This window comes from Streptosporangium sp. G12 (genome assembly GCF_052983175.1).
Genome location: NZ_JBRIQO010000017.1, coordinates 159561 through 177109, shown reverse-complemented (window position 1 = coordinate 177109; position 17549 = coordinate 159561). Strand labels below are relative to the sequence as shown.

At 70.4% G+C, this 17549-nt stretch carries 12 protein-coding genes and 1 tRNA gene; 11 read left to right on the top strand and 2 right to left on the bottom strand.

The genetic code is table 11. The features are described 5' to 3' along the window. The first annotated feature begins 28 nt into the window (after window positions 1-28). Window positions 29-2170 carry a chaplin family protein gene (locus tag ACVCAG_RS25830; protein WP_447190419.1) on the top strand — a complete coding sequence of 714 codons (2142 nt, stop codon included), beginning with the start codon at window positions 29-31 and terminating at the stop codon, window positions 2168-2170. 196 nt (window positions 2171-2366) lie between these two features. On the opposite strand, the gene ACVCAG_RS25825 is transcribed toward ACVCAG_RS25830, so the two are convergent. After that, window positions 2367-2783, bottom strand: coding sequence for a DUF5703 family protein (locus ACVCAG_RS25825; protein ID WP_425581893.1), 417 nt, complete (start codon window positions 2781-2783; stop codon window positions 2367-2369). On the opposite strand from ACVCAG_RS25825, the gene topA reads away from it, so the two are divergent. The 4 genes from topA (at window position 2710) to ACVCAG_RS25805 (ending at window position 10509) form a co-directional block, all read left to right on the top strand. Further along, on the top strand, window positions 2710-5364 hold the full coding sequence (topA, locus tag ACVCAG_RS25820; RefSeq protein WP_440086804.1) for a type I DNA topoisomerase: 2655 nt from the start codon (window positions 2710-2712) through the stop codon (window positions 5362-5364). The two genes, ACVCAG_RS25825 and topA, sit on opposite strands and share 74 nt — an antisense overlap. A gap of 181 nt (window positions 5365-5545) precedes the next feature. Continuing rightward, window positions 5546-6934, top strand: coding sequence for a metallophosphoesterase (locus ACVCAG_RS25815; RefSeq protein WP_440086803.1), 1389 nt, complete (start codon window positions 5546-5548; stop codon window positions 6932-6934). Window positions 6935-7172: 238 nt separating this feature from the next. Beyond that, a complete protein-coding gene (tmk, locus tag ACVCAG_RS25810) occupies window positions 7173-9233 on the top strand; it encodes a dTMP kinase (RefSeq protein ID WP_440086802.1) in 2061 nt (686 codons plus the stop codon). Between the two features lie 94 nt (window positions 9234-9327). Beyond that, window positions 9328-10509 (top strand): DNA polymerase III subunit delta', encoded by a 1182-nt coding sequence (locus ACVCAG_RS25805; protein ID WP_440086801.1) that lies wholly within the window; start codon window positions 9328-9330, stop codon window positions 10507-10509. Window positions 10510-10568: 59 nt separating this feature from the next. Here the strand turns inward: ACVCAG_RS25805 and ACVCAG_RS25800 are convergent, their stop codons facing one another. After that, window positions 10569-10949 (bottom strand): tautomerase family protein, encoded by a 381-nt coding sequence (locus ACVCAG_RS25800; RefSeq protein ID WP_447190418.1) that lies wholly within the window; start codon window positions 10947-10949, stop codon window positions 10569-10571. A gap of 64 nt (window positions 10950-11013) precedes the next feature. Here ACVCAG_RS25800 and ACVCAG_RS25795 point away from each other — a divergent pair, with 64 nt between their 5' ends. From ACVCAG_RS25795 to ACVCAG_RS25770, 6 genes are all read left to right on the top strand, one after another. Next, complete coding sequence (locus ACVCAG_RS25795; RefSeq protein WP_440086799.1) at window positions 11014-11502, top strand: MarR family transcriptional regulator; 489 nt, start codon at window positions 11014-11016, stop codon at window positions 11500-11502. Window positions 11503-11984: 482 nt separating this feature from the next. Beyond that, window positions 11985-12710 (top strand): hypothetical protein, encoded by a 726-nt coding sequence (locus tag ACVCAG_RS25790; RefSeq protein ID WP_447190417.1) that lies wholly within the window; start codon window positions 11985-11987, stop codon window positions 12708-12710. Beyond that, window positions 12707-13861, top strand: a complete 1155-nt coding sequence (locus tag ACVCAG_RS25785; protein WP_440086797.1) for a glycosyltransferase — start codon at window positions 12707-12709, stop codon at window positions 13859-13861. Before ACVCAG_RS25790 ends, ACVCAG_RS25785 begins: the two co-directional genes overlap by 4 nt. A 349-nt stretch (window positions 13862-14210) precedes the next feature. Continuing rightward, window positions 14211-15068, top strand: a complete 858-nt coding sequence (locus ACVCAG_RS25780; RefSeq protein WP_440086796.1) for a PSP1 domain-containing protein — start codon at window positions 14211-14213, stop codon at window positions 15066-15068. A gap of 256 nt (window positions 15069-15324) precedes the next feature. Then, complete coding sequence (locus tag ACVCAG_RS25775) at window positions 15325-16821, top strand: alpha/beta hydrolase (RefSeq protein WP_447190416.1); 1497 nt, start codon at window positions 15325-15327, stop codon at window positions 16819-16821. 64 nt (window positions 16822-16885) lie between these two features. After that, window positions 16886-16962 (top strand) — tRNA-Thr (locus ACVCAG_RS25770). Window positions 16963-17549 lie beyond the last annotated feature (587 nt).

The window sequence follows — 17549 nt, the reverse complement described above, 5'->3', positions numbered from 1 at the left end:
CCCCCCGAAACTGCTAGGAGCTTCAATCATGCGTACGTGGGTTACGGGCACGGCCCCCGCGGCACTGCTCGCACTGGGCGTCATGGCCATGGGCGGCGGTACGGCCTTCGCCGACACCGACGGCGACCACTCGATCGGTGGAGGCAACCAGGTCAAACTCCCGATCACCCTGCCGATCGACATCAGCGGCAACGCCGTCGGCGTGGCGGGGCAGTCGGCCGCGTCCTCGGAGGGCGGCGCCTCCGTCGAGAACGGCGACGGCGATGCGGGCGCCGGCGGCAACACCACGTCCGGCCGGGGCAGCGTCCTGGGCGGCAACCAGGTCGTCGCTCCCATCACCGCGCCCGTCAACGCCTGTGGCAACGCGGTGTCGGTGTTCGGCCGCTCCGAGGCGGGCTGCCGGGGCGGCGCCTCGGTGCGGAACCAGGGCGGAAGCGGCGGCGGAGCCGGCGGCAACCGCACGAACGGTGAGCACAGCATCGGCGGCGGCAACCAGGTGGTGGCGCCGATCACCGCGCCGATCAACGCCTGTGGCAATTCCTTCGCGATCTTCGGCGGCGCGACCGCCGGTTGCCGTGGCGGGGCCTCGGTGAGCAACCAGGGTGGGGCCGGTCGCGGTGCCGGTGGCAACACCACGTCCGGCCGGGGTTCGGTGCTGGGCGGTAACCAGGTGGTGGCGCCGATCACCGCGCCGATCAACATCTGCGGCAACTCGGTCGCCGTCGTCGGCGGGGCCTTCTCCGGTTGCGAGGGCGGTGCCGAGGTCATCGGCGGCGGCACTCCGGGCGGACCTGGACACCCGGGCGGTCCCGGGCATCCAGGAGGCCCCGGGCACCCGGGTGGTCCTGGGTGGCCCGGTAAGCCTGGAGAGCACGAGGGACCCGGCCGGCCTGGCGGGCCCGGAGAGCCCGGCAAGCCGGGTTACGGTGACCACGGCGGACGCGGGAAGCAGTGGCCGCGTCCCGGTGGCGGCTGGGAGCACGGTCCGCGTCCGGGCGGCCCCGGTTCGGGGGGCTCCGGCGACGGCTGGAAGCACGGTCCCCGTCCCGGCGGTCCTGGTGGCCCCGGCGGCCCCGGGGGTTACGGCCGGCCGGGCAACGACACCGACGGGCGCTTCGGCGCCGGCAGCGGCAACCAGGTGGTGGCGCCGATCACCGCACCCGCCGAGGTCTGCGGCAACGCCGTCGGCAACGGTCAGGCGGGTTGCCCAGGAGGGGTGTCGGTGCCGGCGGGCCGGGGCGGCGGTGCGGGCGCGGGTGGCAACACCACGTCCGGCCGGGGTTCGGTGCTGGGTGGTAACCAGGTGGTGGCGCCGATCACCGCGCCGATCAACGTCTGCGGCAACGCGGTGGGCGTGCTCGGCCAGGCCGCGGCCGCGTGCAGGGGCGGCGCCTCGGTCGCGGGCGGTGCGGGCGCGGGTACGGGTGCCGGTGGTAACCGCACCTCCGGCCGGGGTTCGGTGCTGGGTGGCAACCAGGTGGTGGCGCCGATCACCGCGCCGATCAACATCTGCGGCAACGCGGTCGCCGTCCTGGGTGACGCCGCCGCGGGCTGCCTCGGCGGCTCCCGCGTCGGCGGCCCGTCCGGGCGTCCGGGCGGTGGCCACGGCGGTCCCGGCGGCCACGACGGCGGCCAGTGGGGCGGTCCCGGTGGCCACGGTGGTCATGGCGGTCACGGTGGTCACGGTGGCTATGACAACGGCCACGGCGGCCGAGGTGACGGGGATTCCAAGCCCGGCAGGCACCGGACCAGCGGTCTGCTGCCCGCCCTCCCGGCCGTCCCGGCTCTCGGCGGCGCGGCCGGTCAAGCGTCCGCCTCCGGTATGTCGTCGATGCCCGCGGCCCAGAGCGCGGCGGACCAGGCGCGGCTCCCGGTCCCCGCGAGGCTGCCCGAGCTTCCCGCCGTGCCCGCCGTGCCCGCCGCTCCGGCGGGCGACCGGGCCGCGGCGGCAGGGAACGGCTCGCCGCTGGCTCCCGTCACCGACCTGACCTCCTCGACTCCGGCGGGCTCCCTGCCGGTCGGTGACCTGGGTCTGATGAGCGCCGCCCAGCCCGTCGGGGTGACCGGAATGAACGTCGGTTCCCTGGTCACCCTGCTGGTCGGCGCGATGGCCGCGGTCGCCGCGACGGTCTTCGGCACCACCCGCCGGATCCGTTTCGGCAAGAAGTAAGGCGCAAAAAGTAAGGCATTAGTCACCCATTAGACACGCTTTCCCGGAGCCACTGAGGAAGGCACGCAGACGCCTCGACGGCGGTGGGACAGGACGGCCGCGCCCCCGTGGCGCGGCGTCCGCTCGGCCGGCGAGGCATGGAAGCTTTGCCCGTTCCGGGGGCGCGGCCCGGAGCGGGCAAAGCCATGTCCGGGGATCACATCGTCCTGGTCACACGTATGATCTTCCGGCGCAGTCGGACGTCCCGGCGACCGTCGGGATACAGTCGCAGGCGGTCGAGTTCCCAGTCGCCGTATTCTGCATGTTCGGTCAGTATCCGCCGGGCTGCGTCCCGGGATGTGCCACGCGGAAGGTGGAGAACCAAGTAGGAGTAGTCGAGCACAGCGATTAGTCTCCGAGGGTGAGCTGGGGGACGTCGACACTCATAGGGCTTTATTCTGCGTCCTTGCGGCTTCTCTTGGGAGTGTCCCCGGCTGAGACCGGGTAACCCGAGGGGAAGAAAACGGGGAACGAATGCGAACAGCGAGGTAGGAAGCAGCGTGCCAGCCAAGAACGGCAACGCCGACGGAACCCGCCTGGTGATCGTCGAGTCGCCTTCCAAGGCGAAGACCATCGCCGGGTACCTCGGCCGCGGCTACGTCGTGGAGTCCAGCATCGGGCATATTCGCGACCTCCCCGAGAAGGCCGACGACATCCCCGAGAAGTACAAGGGGGAGTCGTGGGCACGCCTCGGCGTCAACGTGGATCACGAGTTCGAGCCGCTCTATGTCGTCAACCACGACAAGAAGGCACAGGTGAGCAAGCTCAAGCAGCTGCTCAAGGACGCCGACGAGCTCTACCTCGCCACTGACGAGGACCGTGAGGGCGAGGCGATCGCCTGGCACCTCCGTGAGGTGCTCAATCCCAAGGTCCCGGTCCACCGCATGGTGTTCCACGAGATCACGCCGCGGGCGATCCAGGAGGCGGTGGCCAACCCCCGCGCCCTGAATCTGAGGCTGGTCGACGCCCAGGAGACCAGGCGCATCCTCGACCGCCTCTACGGCTACGAGGTCAGCCCGGTCCTGTGGAAGAAGGTCAAGCCCAAGCTGTCCGCCGGGCGTGTGCAGTCCGTGGCGACCCGGCTGGTCGTGGAGCGCGAGCGCGAGCGCCTGGCGTTCACCAGCGCGAGCTACTGGGACCTGCAGGCGCTGCTCGACACCGGCCGCGACGAGGTCCCGCACGAGTTCACCGCCATGCTCACCGGCGTGGACGGCAAGCGCGTCGCCCAGGGCCGCGACTTCGCGAGCAACGGCACTCTCAAGAGCGCCGACGTGCTCCACCTCGACGAGCAGGCCGCCCACGCCCTGGCCGGGCGCCTGGCCGGGGTGTCCTACAAGGTCAGGTCCGTCGAGCGCAAGCCGTACACCCGCAAGCCGTACGCGCCGTTCAGGACGACCACGCTGCAGCAGGAGGCCAGCCGCAAGCTGGGCTTCTCCGCGAAGTCGACCATGCAGGTCGCCCAGCGCCTGTACGAGAACGGCTTCATCACCTACATGCGAACCGACAGCATCACGCTGTCGGAGACCGCCGTCGCGGCGGCCCGCAGCCAGGCCATCAAGCTGTACGGCGCGGCGTACGTGCCCGACAAGCCGCGCGTCTACGCCAGCAAGGTCAAGAACGCGCAGGAGGCGCACGAGGCGATCCGTCCCTCGGGCGAGGAGTTCCGCACGCCGGGCGAGACCGGGCTGAGCGGCGACATGTTCCGCCTGTACGAGCTGATCTGGCAGCGGACCGTGGCCTCCCAGATGAAGGACGCGGTCGGCGAGTCGGTCACCGTCAAGGTGGACGGCACGTCCGGTTCCGGCGAGCGGGTCGAGTTCACCGCCTCCGGGCGGACCATCACCTTCCACGGCTTCCTGAAGGCCTATGTCGAGGGCGCGGACGACCCGTCCACCGACCGGGACGACTCCGAGAAGCGCCTGCCGAACCTGACCGAGAACGACCCGCTCACCGCGTCCGCCCTCAACGTGCTGGCGCACGCCACCAAGCCGCCCGCGCGATACACCGAGGCGTCGCTGATCAAGGAGCTGGAGGACCGGGAGATCGGCCGCCCGTCGACGTACGCGTCGATCATCGGAACGATTCTCGACCGCGGGTACGTCTTCAAGAAGGGCACGGCCCTGGTGCCGTCCTTCCTGGCGTTCGCGGTGGTCAACCTGCTGGAGCAGCACTTCGGCCACCTCGTCGACTACGACTTCACCGCCGACATGGAGAAGGTCCTCGACGACATCGCCAACGACAGGGCGGAGCGGGTGCCGGAGCTGCGCCGGTTCTACTTCGGCGTGGACGGCGACGAGGGCCTGAAGGAGATGGTCACCGATCTCGACGAGATCGATGCCAAGGAGATCAGCTCGTTCTCGATCAGGGGCACCGACATCATGATCCGGGTGGGCCGCTACGGCCCGTACCTGGACCGCGACGGCGCCCGGGTGAACGTGCCGGAGGACCTTGCTCCCGACGAGCTCACCGCCGAGATGGCCGAGGAGCTGTTCTCCCGCCCGACGGGTGACCGGGAGCTGGGCAAGGACCCGGTGACCGGGCACGTGATCGTGGCCAAGGACGGTCGTTACGGCCCGTACGTCACCGAGATCCTGCCCGAGGAGGCGCCGCCGGCCGAGGGCGCCAAGAAGAGGACCAAGAAGGCCGACGTTCCCAAGCCGCGCACCGGGTCGCTGCTCAAGACGATGTCCCTGGACACCGTCACCCTGGAAGACGCCCTGAAGCTCCTGTCACTGCCCCGGGTGCTCGGGGTGATCGACGACCAGGAGGTCACCGCCCAGAACGGCAGATTCGGGCCGTACGTCAAGAAGGGCACCGACTCGCGTTCCCTGGCGTCGGAGGAGGAGCTGTTCACGGTCACCCTCGACCGGGCCAAGGAGTTGTTCGCCCAGCCCAAGGCCAGGGGGAGGCAGGCCGCCGCGGCGCCGCCGCTGCGCGAGCTGGGGGAGGATCCCGTCTCCAAGAAGCCGATCGTGGTGAAGGAGGGGCGGTTCGGGCCCTACGTCACCGACGGGGAGACCAACGCCTCCCTGCGCAAGGGTGACGAGGTCGAGCAGATCACCACCGAGCGCGCCGCCGAGCTCCTCGCCGACCGCCGTGCCCGTGGCCCGGCGCCCAAGCGTCCCCGCACCACCCGGGCCAAGGCGAAGGCCTGACGCCCCGTTTTCGGGACTCTGGCGACGCACGGGTTCCGGGGTCGCGGTAACGCGCAGGGTGAAGGTCTGACGCCCTGTCCCTCGGGTTCTCGGAACTTCCGGGGTTCTGGGAACGCATTCGCCGTCCCGGGCGTTCTTCGGAACGCGCCGGGAACGGCCGGTGGGCGGACGGGAGAGGCGAGTGACGATCGTGGGCTTCGTGTCGCTGGTCGTCTTCGCGATCACGCTGGTCCACTGCTACCTGTGGCATCGCCTGATCCGCTCGACCACGCGGCCCGGACGGACCCGCCGGGTGCTGACGTGGACCCTCGTCGCCCTGGCGGTGCTCGCCCCGGTGACGTTGGTCGCCTCCCGTAGCGAGTGGGGTCACTTCCTGGCGTGGCCGGGGTTCTTCTGGATCGCGGTGATGTTCTACCTCTTCGTGTTCCTGGTGCTCCTGGAGATCCCCCGGGCCGCTGCCCTGACGGTCCTGCGCGTGGTGGAGCTGCGGGCGGAGCGCCGCCGGGTTCCGCCGGGAGTGGCCGCCCGCAGGGCGGAGCGGGCCGCGCTCATCGCCGCTCAGCCGGTGCCCGCCGCTCAGCCGGTGTCCGCCGTTCGGTCCGATGCCGCCGGCCGGGATGAGCCCGAGACGGGTTCCGCGATCGGCGGCGTGATCGTCGTTCCGGGTGCCGGGGACGCGCGGCGCGGCGGAGGGGCCACCGGCGGGGCGAACGATCCGGCCGGGATGAGCAGGAGGCTGTTCATCGCCCGTACGGCCGCGGTCGCCGCCGGGGCGGGGGCGCTGGGCACGGTCGGTCTCGGGGTCGGGACGGCTCTCGGCGACCCGGTGATCGAACCGGTCAGGGTCGTGCTGCCCAGGCTGGATCCGCGCCTGAGCGGCCTGCGGTTCGCGGTGGTCAGCGACATCCACCTGGGCCCGCTCACCGGTACGGAACACACCCGGCGCATCGTTCGCATGATCAACTCCTTGAAGGCCGACGTGGTCGCCGTCGTCGGTGACCTGGTCGACGGCACGGTGGCCGAGCTCGGCCCGCTGGCCAGGCCGCTGGAGGACCTCGAATCCCGCTACGGCGCCTACTTCGTCACCGGCAACCACGAGTACTACACCGCCAACGGCCCGCAGGAGTGGATGGAGGAGCTGCGCGGGCTCGGCGTCCGCCCGCTCGGCAACGAGCGCGTCGAGATCGCCCACGGGGGGGCCGTGCTCGACCTCGCGGGGGTCAACGACCTCGGCGGCGTCGCCTCGGGGGACGGCCCCGACTTCGAGCGGGCGCTGGGCGGCGACCGCGACCGCTCCCGGTCCACCGTCCTGCTCGCCCACCAGCCGGTCCAGGCCGTCCAGGCGGCCACGTACGGCGTGGACCTCCAGCTGTCCGGCCACACGCACGGTGGCCAGATGGTTCCCTTCAACCTGGTCGTCCCGATGCAGCAGCCGGTCGTCTCCGGTCTCGGCGAGGTGGACGGCACCCAGGTGTACGTGACGCGGGGCGCGGGCTTCTGGGGGCCGCCGGTCCGGGTGGGCGCTCCTCCCGAGATCACCCTGCTGGAAGTCCACCACGAGCGCCTCTGACAATCCCGCCACGAGCACCTCCGGTGTCCTCGCGGTGAGCGCCTTGGACAATCCCGCCGTGAGCGCCGGTGCCCTCGCCACGAGCACCTCTGGAAACAGCGGCCCCGGGCGCTTCTTTTCGCCGGGGTGACCTGCGAGGTACGGGGTGGACGTATTACCCTCATGCGACGGGCAGCCGGGCATTTCCGCCTGGCTGGTGTTTTCCCCAGCCCAGCGAGCATCTGGATACGCTGACACTATGACCACCCCTGGCCGGAGCACCGCGCGACGCAAGCCCTCCCACGTGCTGGCCAATGCCCCGTTCCGCAAGCTGTGGACGGCGATGTCGGTGTGCAGCCTGGGAGACTGGCTCAACCTCCTGGCGCTGACCGCCCTCGCGGGCAACCTCACCGCGGCGTCGGGCTACAAGGTCCAGAGCCTGGCCATCGGCGGTGTCTTCGTGGCGAAGATGCTCCCGGCCATCCTGCTGGGCCCGCTCGCGGGCGCGTTCGCCGACCGGTTCGACCGGCGGCTGACGATGTTCTTCTGCGACCTCCTGCGCTTCGCGCTGGTGCTGTCGATCCCGCTGATCGGCAGCTACCAGTGGGTGATCATCGCCACGTTCCTGGTCGAGTGCGTCAACCTCTTCTGGGTCCCGGCCAAGGACGCCACGGTGCCCAACCTGGTGCCCAAGGAGCGGCTGGAGGAGGCCAACCAGCTCAACCTCCTGGTCACGTACGGCACCGCGCCCATCGCGGCGCTGCTGTTCGCGCTGCTGTCGGTCGCCGACGACTTCCTGGGCAGGCTGGTGCCCTTCCTCGCCCAGCGCGAGACCTACCTGGCGCTGTTCATCAACGCGCTCGCGTACCTGGTCTCGGCCGTCATCATCTTCTCGCTCAAGGACATCCCGAGGAGCGGCGCGCGGGCCACCTCCACGCCGTCGGTGCTGCGGCAGATCTTCGAGGGCTGGCGGTTCGTCGGCGGCAACCGGCTGATCCGCGGTCTGATCATCGGCATGCTGGGCGCGTTCGCCGCCGGCGGCGCGGTGGTCGGGGTGGCCAAGATCTACGTGGACGCGCTGGGCGGCGGTGACGCGGCGTACGGCGTGGTCTTCGGCGCGGTCTTCGTCGGTATGGCGTCCGGCATGTTCTTCGGGCCCAAGCTGCTGAGGGAGCTGTCGCGGCGGAGGCTGTTCGGCCTGTCGATCGTGGTGGCCGGGCTGGTCCTCGTCGCGATCGCGCTCGTCCACAACCTGGTGATCGTCGTTCTGCTGACCGTGCTGCTCGGCGCCTGCGCCGGGATCGCCTGGATCATCGGCTACACCATGATCGGGCTGGAGGTGGACGACAGCCTGCGGGGCCGTACGTTCTCCTTCCTGCAGTCGCTCGCCCGGGTGACCCTGCTGCTGGTGGTCGCGGTCGCGCCGACCCTGGCGGGCCTGTTCGGCGAGCGCCAGATCAGGGTCGGCCAGGAGCCGGTCTACCGGTTCGACGGCTCCAACCTGGTGCTGCTGGTCGGCGGGCTGCTCGCGGTTATCGTCGGGATCGTCGCGTTGCGGCAGATGGACGACCGCAGGGGCGTCTCGATCATCGCCGACCTGATCGCCGCGGTGCGCGGCGAGCGGTTCGCCCCCGAGAGCGCCGAGCAGGGGCGCGGGATGTTCGTCGCGTTCGAGGGCGGCGAGGGGTCGGGGAAGACCACCCAGTCCAGGCTGCTGGCGATCTGGCTGCGTGACCAGGGCTTCGATGTCGTGCAGACCCGCGAGCCCGGCTCGACCAAGGTGGGGATGCGGCTGCGCGCGATCCTGCTCGACGCGGTGCACCAGGGGCTGTCCGCGAGGTCCGAGGCGCTGCTGTACGCGGCCGACCGGGCCGAGCACGTGGAGAAGGTCATCCGCCCGGCCCTGTACCGGGGTTCGATGGTGATCTCCGACCGCTACGTCGACTCGTCGCTCGCCTACCAGGGCGCGGGCCGGGCACTGGAGGCCGAGGACGTCACGATGGTCAACAGCTGGGCCACCGGCGGGCTCGTTCCGGACCTCACGGTGCTCATCGACACCCCGCCGTCGGTGGGGCTGGCCCGGCTGGGCGGGGCCGCCGACCGCATCGAGTCGGAGCCCCTGGAGTTCCACGAGCGCGTCCGCCGCGAGTTCCGGGCGCTGGCCGCCGCCGAGCCCGACCGCTACCTGGTCGTCGACGGGACCCTGCCCCAGAACCAGATCTCCTCGATCATCCAGGACCGGGTCCGCGAGATCCTGCCCGACCCGGTGCCGCGGGAGTCGGAGGACGTCACCGGGACCATGCCCGCCATCCGCGACTGAGCCCGTGTGGCGGTGGCCGGTACGGGTGAGCTCGGGCCGTGCCGGGAGCGCGATCCGCGACTGAGCCCGTGTCCCCGGCGGTAGGTTGGGGGACGTGGGAGTCTTTGATGATCTTGTGGGGCAGGAGCGGGCCGCCGCGACGCTCCGCCGGGCGGCGGCGGCCGGGGCCGACCTGCTGGCCGGGGGGCGCGGCGCCGGAATGACCCACGCGTGGCTGTTCACCGGGCCGCCCGGGTCCGGGCGCGAGGAGGCCGCGCGGGCGTTCACCGCCGCGCTGTTCTGCCCCGACCAGGGGTGCGGTCACTGCGACATGTGCCACCAGGTGGCGGTCGGCTCCCATCCCGACCTGGAGATCGTCCGCCCGCAGGGGCTCTCGTACGGCATCAAGGACACCCGGCGGCTCATCCTGCGCGCGGCCGGGGCGCCGACGCTGGGCCGCTGGCGGGTCGTGCTGTTCGAGGACGCCGACCGGGCGACCGAGGGGGCGTCCAACGCGCTGCTCAAGGCCATCGAGGAGCCGCCGCCGAAGACGGTGTGGCTGCTCTGCGCGCCCTCTCCGGACGACATGATGATCACCATCAGGTCCCGCTGCCGGCTCGTCACGCTCGTCACCCCGCCCACCGCGGCGGTCGCCCACGTGCTGGCCACGCGCGAGAACGTGCCGCCGGTGACGGCGGAGTTCGCCGCCAGGGCCGCCCAGGGGCACATCGACCGCGCCCGCAGGCTGGCGCTGGACGCGGAGGCGCGTGCGCGACGCGAGGCGGTGCTGTCCATCCCCCGGTCGCTGACCGGCATCGGGGAGTGCGTGATGGCCGCCGAGCGGCTGGTGAAGACCGCCGAGGACGAGGCCGCCGCGGTCACCGCGGTGCTGAACGAGTCGGAGATCACCGAGTTGCGCCAGGTCTACGGCGAGGGCTCCACCGGCAAGGGGCTCAACAGGGGCCTGATCCGCGGCGGTGCCGGCGCGCTCAAGGATCTCGAGGACCGGCAGAAGTCCCGGGCGACCCGCACCAAGCGCGACGTCATCGACGCGTCCCTGCTCGACCTGGTGGCGTTCTACCGGGACGTGCTGGCGGTGCAGTTCGGCGCGCACGTGGAGCTGGCCAGCGAGGACCGCCGCGCCGACCTGGAGGAGCTGGCCCGCGCCTCCACACCGGAGGACACCCTGCGCAGGATCGACGCGATCATGCGCTGCCGGAGGCGGCTGGCGTCCAACGTCAGCCCGCAGATGGCGGTCGAGTCGATGACCATCTCGTTGCACCGGCCCCGGCTGTGAGCCGGCCCGGTTCCGGGCCGTGCCGGCCTCGACGTCGACCCGGTTCCGGCGTGGAGCGGTCACGAGGCGAGGTTGCCGCCGACGAAGGTCCGCTCAGGAGGGGAGGCGAGGAGTTCGACCATGGTGCCCGGGCGGAGTTCCTCGCCCAGGACCGATGTGATCGCGTCGGTGAGGGCGGCGCCGAGGCGGGCGGTGATCTCGGCGGCGTCGGGGCGTTCGAACGCGCCTGACCGGACGCCCAACGTGACCGAGACGCTGGTGTCCACGGGCACGCCCCCCTGGGCGAAGCGGCCCGCGGGAACGCCGGACAGCCGGATGCTCACCAGCGTTCGCGCCCACTCGCCGTAGACGCTGACGATCGCTTCGGTCAGGGCGGTCACGAGCTCGGGTTCGTTGCCCGCTAGCCTGGCGTCTGGAAGATGGGCGGTCAGATGCGGCACGGTGGACCTCGTTTTCTTTGACCCTAAAGGCTTTAAGCTTAAAGGTATCGGTGAGAGGTTGCTGATGTCCACTGAACCGGGTGGTATCGCCGTCAACGAGGCCGTCCGCACCCTGCTGTTGCTCATGCCCCGGCTCGTCGGCCGCGCCAAACGTCTGCCGATTCCGCCCGAGCTGCGGGACCTCGACCTGGCGCCCCGGCACCTGGCCCTGCTGGCCCACCTGGAATATGACGGCCCCGCCGGCGTGAACGAGCTCGCCGATCGGCTGGAGGTGGCGCCGACGACCGTCAGCCTCATGGTCAGCGAACTGGTGCGGCCAGGTGTCCTGGAGCGGACCGCCGACCCCGCCGACCGTCGCCGCCGCATCATCGCCATCACCCCGGCCTACGCCGAACCGATCCGCGCCTGGCTGTCCGGCAGCGCCACCGCCTGGGAACACGTCATGAGCGGTCTGTCACCCGCCGAACGCGCGACCGTCGTCACCGCACTCCGCTCCTTCGAGGCCGCGCTGGAACGCCGCGACCCGCAATCGAGCGACGAACCGCGAAGCTGACCGGCCACATCGGGGTGTCGGTGAGACTCGTGTTCCCGGTGACACGAGTCTCACCGACACCCTGTCTTTTGCCGCCACCCCGTCTCGCGGGCACTTCTGGATGCCACGGTTCGGACGGGCATCTCCTGGTTCGCCGGGAGGCGGAGCTCGGGGAGATCGGCTCTGGCCGGTATCGGACGCATCGGAGTTTCTTCTGGATCGCCTCGGCGAATATCGGCTGGTGAGAAGGGGGTACTGACCACCGCCAAGCGGTCACTACCCGCCTGTTTACGATTAGATGGAACCATTCACCGCTAAGTCACCTCAAAGTACGAGTGTGGGTCGTTAGGATTAACAGGCAAAAATAAGCTATTTCGTTATGAATCAGTGGACAGTGTCCTGCTCTACGGGGATGAGCAGAGAAGACCGGGGGACTCTTGGTGAGCATTGGGGCACGCCACGGAGTGATTCCGTCCGTGAGTGGGCGGGCCGTCACGAGCCGTGTGGGCAACGACGACACGCTGAGGATCGAATGGCCCGAGCCGGTCGAGGGGAACGCCGGGAATGGCGGGAATGGCGGGAACAGCGCGGAGATCGTCCTGCGGCACGTGGAGACCGGTGAGGAGTGCGGGGCCGCGGATCTGACGGCACTGTCCGCGGGCGTCTGGATGGCGTCACGCGGCGGCGAGCCCATCGTCACCGACGATCCGGGGTTCTCGCTCGACGGGCTGTGGTCCTACGCCGAGACCCGCCGCAACCGGGAGATCAGGGCGTTCCGTACCTCCCTCGGCACGCTGGGCCTGCGGGTCCGCGAGGTCGAGCCGTACGTCGAGGTGATCCGCGTGACCGCGGAGGACGGCGTGATCCAGGTGGAGGGCGCCATCGCGTACGGCGATCCGATCCGGGGGGCGGCCAGGCTCGTGGCGGTGGCCCGCCGGGGGCCGGAGCCCGTGAGCGGGCCCGCGAGCTTCCAGGGGCGGTGGTTCGAGGGAGGGGTGGAGATCGCGCCGATGGCCGAGACGCAGGTGCGGCGCCGGGTCTTCTGGGACCTCTACGCGGAGATCTCCGGAATGCGGCTGCCGCTGGCGACCCGACTTGATGACATAACGGATAAGAAGACCAAAGTTCGTTTTCCTGCCCAGCGTGTCGGGCAGGTGAGGGTCCGGCCGTACTACACCGAGACCGACAGCCTCGCCGTCGCGCTCAGCATCGAGGAGGCGAGCTCGTGAAGATCTCCTTTCTCATCCTCAACGCCTACGGCATGGGCGGGACCATCCGCGCCACCTTCGACCTCGCCACCGCCCTGTCGGAGCGGCACGAGGTCGAGATCGTCAGCGTCTTCCAGCACGTCGACAGGCCCTTCCTGCCGCTGGGCTCGCAGGTTCGCCTGCGCTCGCTGGTGGACCTGAGGGAGGGGGCCAGGGTCCGCTGGCCGTACACGAGGAAAGCCGAGCGGCTGGGCGCGCGGGAGAGCGCGCTGATCCACCCCGAGGAGCGCGCGTACGCCTCCTTCAGCGCCTGGAGTGACGAGGTCATCGTCCGCGAGCTGCGCAGGCTCCGCAGTGACGTGCTGGTCACCACCCGCGCGGGGCTCAACATCATGGCCGCGAGGTACGCCCGCAAGCGGGTCATCACGATCGCCCAGGAGCACCTGCACTTCGAGGCCCACCAGCCCGGGATCTTCGAGGAAATCCGGACGTGGTACCCGAAGCTCGACGCCGTCGTGACCCTCACCGAGGCCGACGAGCACGACTACCGGAAGATGCTCAACGGGTCGTCCACCCGGGTGTTCACCATCGGCAACGGGCTGCCCGGCGGGCCGCGTCCGCGCTCCAGACAGGAGAACCGGATCGTGCTGGCCGCGGGCAGGCTGGTACCGGTCAAGGGGTACGACCGGCTGCTGAAGGCGTTCGTCCGGGTGGCCAGGGAACGCCCGGACTGGAAACTGCGGATCTACGGTGAGGGCCGGGTCGGCGACAAGCTGGTCAGGCAGTCCGTCAAGCTGCGCCTGCACAACAACGTCACGTTCATGGGTCCCACCGGAGACATCGAGGGCGAGCTCGCCAAGGCCTCGATCCACGCGGTCAGCTCCCGTTTCGAGGGCTTCGGCATGACCATCATCGAGGCGTTCGCCTCCGGGGTGCCGGTGATCAGCTTCGACTGCCCCCGGGGCCCCCGCGAGATCATCACCTCCGGGGTGAACGGGCTGCTGGTCCCCGCCGACGACGTGGACGCCCTGGCCGGCGGGCTGATCCAGATGATCGACGACGAGGAGGGGCGCCGCCGGATGGCCGAGAACGCCCTCCAGACGGCCAGGAACTACGACATCTCCGTGATCGTCGACCGCTGGGAGAAGTCCTTCGCCGAACTCGGCCGCTGACCGGAACGGCGGATGGCCCGGCGGGGCGTCTCCGTGACGTGACCCTGTCATCTTCGGGAGGAACCCCCGACCCAGTGATCGAAATGCTCTCCCACGGGGAGCCCCTGGCCAGGGACCGCGTCGGCGCCGCGACGTCGCGCGAGCGGGTGTCGCGGCGCCGACGGAGTCCCTTTTCCGGGGGATGGGTTTCCAGGGGACGAGTTTCCAGGGGACGAGAGAGAACGTGCAGGCCAGGCGGAAGGCGTACGGGGCCCGTCGCCGCCGCCGGCGGGGACTTCGGGCGGCCCTCCGCGTCCCTGGGTATGACGCGTAGGGTGAGCACGAGCCGTACCCCCAGGTTTGGAGCCATATGGGCATGATCATGGCGGTGAGTTTCACCCGCTACGGCAGGCTGTACTACCTCGATCCCGGTGAGCACAGTCCCAAGGTCGGAGACAAGGTGCTGGTTCCCACCGACGCCGGGCCCGAGGTCGCCGAGTGCGTCTGGGCGCCCCAGTGGACGAGCGAGGAGGTCGGCGGGCTGCCGGTGTGCGCGGGCATCGCGAACGAGGAGCACCTGACCCGCGACGAGGGCAACAAGCGGCGGCGCGCCGAGGCCCGCAGCGTCTCCAAACGCCTGATCAAGCGGCACACGTTGCCCATGAAGGTCGTCGGCGTCGACTACACGGACGCCGAGAACGTCTACACGGTCTATTTCTCGGCCCCCCAGCGGGTCGACTTCCGCGCCCTCGTCCGCGACCTGGCCCGCAATCTGCGCGCCCGGGTGGAGCTGCGTCAGATCGGCCCCCGCGACGAGGCACGCCTGCAGGGCGGCATCGGCCCCTGCGGCCGTGACCTGTGCTGCGCCACCTTCCTCAAGGACTTCGAGCCGGTCTCCGTCCGGATGGCCAAGGACCAGGACCTGCCGGTCAACCCGCTGCGCATCGCGGGGGCGTGCGGGCGGCTGATGTGCTGCCTGAAGTACGAGCACCCGCTCTATCTCGACGCGCACAGCAGGATGCCCCGCGTCGGGCTGAAGGTCGACACCCCCGAGGGGGCGGGAACCGTCGTGGGCCGCAACGTACCCTCCGACTCCGTCGTGGTCCGCCTGGAGGACGGCGGACGCCGCTGCGCGTGCCCGTCGGCGTCGGTGTGCTCCCCGCGCAAGCAGCACGACGCGGCGTACGGGGACGCGGTGAAGGTCGCCGACGGCGGACCGGAGGGGTGACCGTGGTTTTCCGAGGCCCGCCCGGGCCATGACCCCTTGGACGCCTGTGGGTCTTTGCTCTGGTGAACGGTGTGGCACGGCCTCCCGGGATCCGTGCCACGTGGCCGCTCGCGGCCCGCGTGTCCGCTTGGGCGATGCGCGGTCGCGGGGCCCGGGGCGGGCGTAGGATGCGAGCGGTCAGCCTCTCCGCGCGCGTCGGCTCCCCTCGCCGGACCCGCGTGCGATCCCGGCCCACGGACTACGGAGCGGACAAGGCGTGAGATCCCAGGTGGTCGCCGTACTGGCGGCGGTGGTGACCCTGCTGGCGAGCGCGTGCACCGGAACCGACGCCAACGCCGGTTCCGGCACCGGTACGGGCGGCGGCGAGGCATGGAAAACGTCGCTCGGCTGGGAGGAGTGCGGGGACGGTTTCGAGTGCGCGAAGCTCCCGGTTCCCCTCGATCACGCCAAGCCGGACGGCGAGAAGATCGAGCTCAGCGTGATCCGGTTGCCCGCCTCGGGTGACCGGATCGGCTCGATCCTTCTCAACCCCGGCGGACCCGGCGCCTCCGGGGTGAAGTACGCGCGAGGTGCCCGCACGGCGGTGAGCAAGGCCGTACGGGACCGCTTCGACGTCGTGGGCTTCGACCCGCGCGGGGTCGGCGGATCCGCGCCCGTCCGGTGCCTGTCGACGAGCGAGCTGGACACCTACGTCGGCCTCGACAGCTCGCCCGACTCGCCGGGGGAGGTCACCATGCTGGAGGAGGGTTCGCGGCGGTTCGCCTCCGGCTGCCAGGCCCGCTCGGGCAGGCTCCTGCCGCACGTCGGCACGACCGACGCCGCCCGGGACATGGACCTGCTGCGCGCCGCGGTCGGGGACTCCCGCCTCACCTACCTCGGCAAGTCGTACGGCACCCAGCTGGGCGCCGCCTACGCGGACCTCTTCCCCGCCCGCGTACGCGCCCTCGTCCTGGACGGCGCCGTGGACACCTCGCTCGGCCCGCTGGAGCTGAACACCGCGCAGGCACGCGGTTTCGAGGTCGCCCTCGACGCGTTCCTCGGGGACTGCCTGACGACCACCGACTGCCCCTTCCGCGGATCCGTCGGCTCCGCCCGCGCGGAGATCGCCGCTCTGCTCCGCCGCGCGGACAGGGCTCCCCTGACCAACGCGACGGGCGACGGCCGTACGGTGACCGAGGCCTGGACCACCCTCGGCCTGATCACCCCGCTCTACGACCGGCAGGCCTGGCCGGTTCTCCGCCAGGCACTCGGCCAGGCGTTGAAGGGCGACGGCACCACCCTGCTCCGCCTGGCCGACCTGCTGATCGACCGCGAGGCGAACGGCGAGTACACCAACCAGACCGAGTCCAACCTGGCCGTCAACTGCGTCGACGCCCCCTTCCCCCGCGACTCCGCCGCCTACGCCACGGCGGCCAGGGAGTCGGCCAAGGACGCCCCGCTCTTCGGCGCGTACGTCATGTGGAGCTCGCTGCCCTGCGCGTACTGGCCGGCCAAGGGAGGCCCGCGGGCCAAGATCGACGCTCCCGGAGCCCCGCCCATCATGGTCGTCGGCACCGAACGCGATCCGGCCACGCCCTACCAGTGGTCCGAGGCTCTCGCCTCCCAGCTCTCCTCCGGCGTCCTCGTCGGTTTCGACGGTGACGGGCACACCGCCTATCTGACGGGTTCGGAATGTGTGGACCGCCTGGTGGACGACTACCTGATCGATCTGACCGTTCCCAAGGACGGAACCCGGTGCCCCAAGATCAGCTGATTCCAGGGCGCGGGAAGGCCCCGGGAGCCTGTAGACTGCCGTAGGCCGTGGTGAAACACGGCACGCCGCCTTAGCTCAGTCGGCCAGAGCACTTCACTCGTAATGAAGGGGTCTGGGGTTCGATTCCCCAAGGCGGCTCCAGGTCAGAGGCCCTCACCGGGTTCCGGTGGGGGCCTTTTGCTAACACCCTTGCTAACAGTGCTGTGGATTCGGTGGCGCTGTCCGAGGTTGCGGATCCGATCAGCTCGAACGATGCGGCACGTTAGCTGACCGAACGTCACGTGATCGACGTTGACCAAGAAGTGTGACAGTAGCCAGTTTTTCCCTGTCGCCAGAGGTGGGATTCTTGCCGCGCCCTCTGCTCCTCCTCTGAGCCGAATCTGCTTGCCGTGGTGGCGGGATCCTGAGACAACGCTTTGGATTGCCCGGTTGGAACCAGCCTCCGCTGTCGCTGCGATATCGCAACTCGATGGACCGGCTTGCTTGACTTGCGGTTTCGGCACTGAGCGGGCGGCACATCGCAGCGTTCCAACGAATACAACTGAGTCACAACAACCATGTTGTTAAATACAACAGGAAGTGTCGTAAGCATTTTTCCTAGCATGTCTGCGCCAACCAGTGGAACGCTGGTAGTTTCGTCTCGGTCCGAGAACGCTATGCCAGCCTCTTCACCTCCAGCCGTTATCCCGCGGGATCGACTGGGGGACCGGAGTCGATTCCCCGACCAG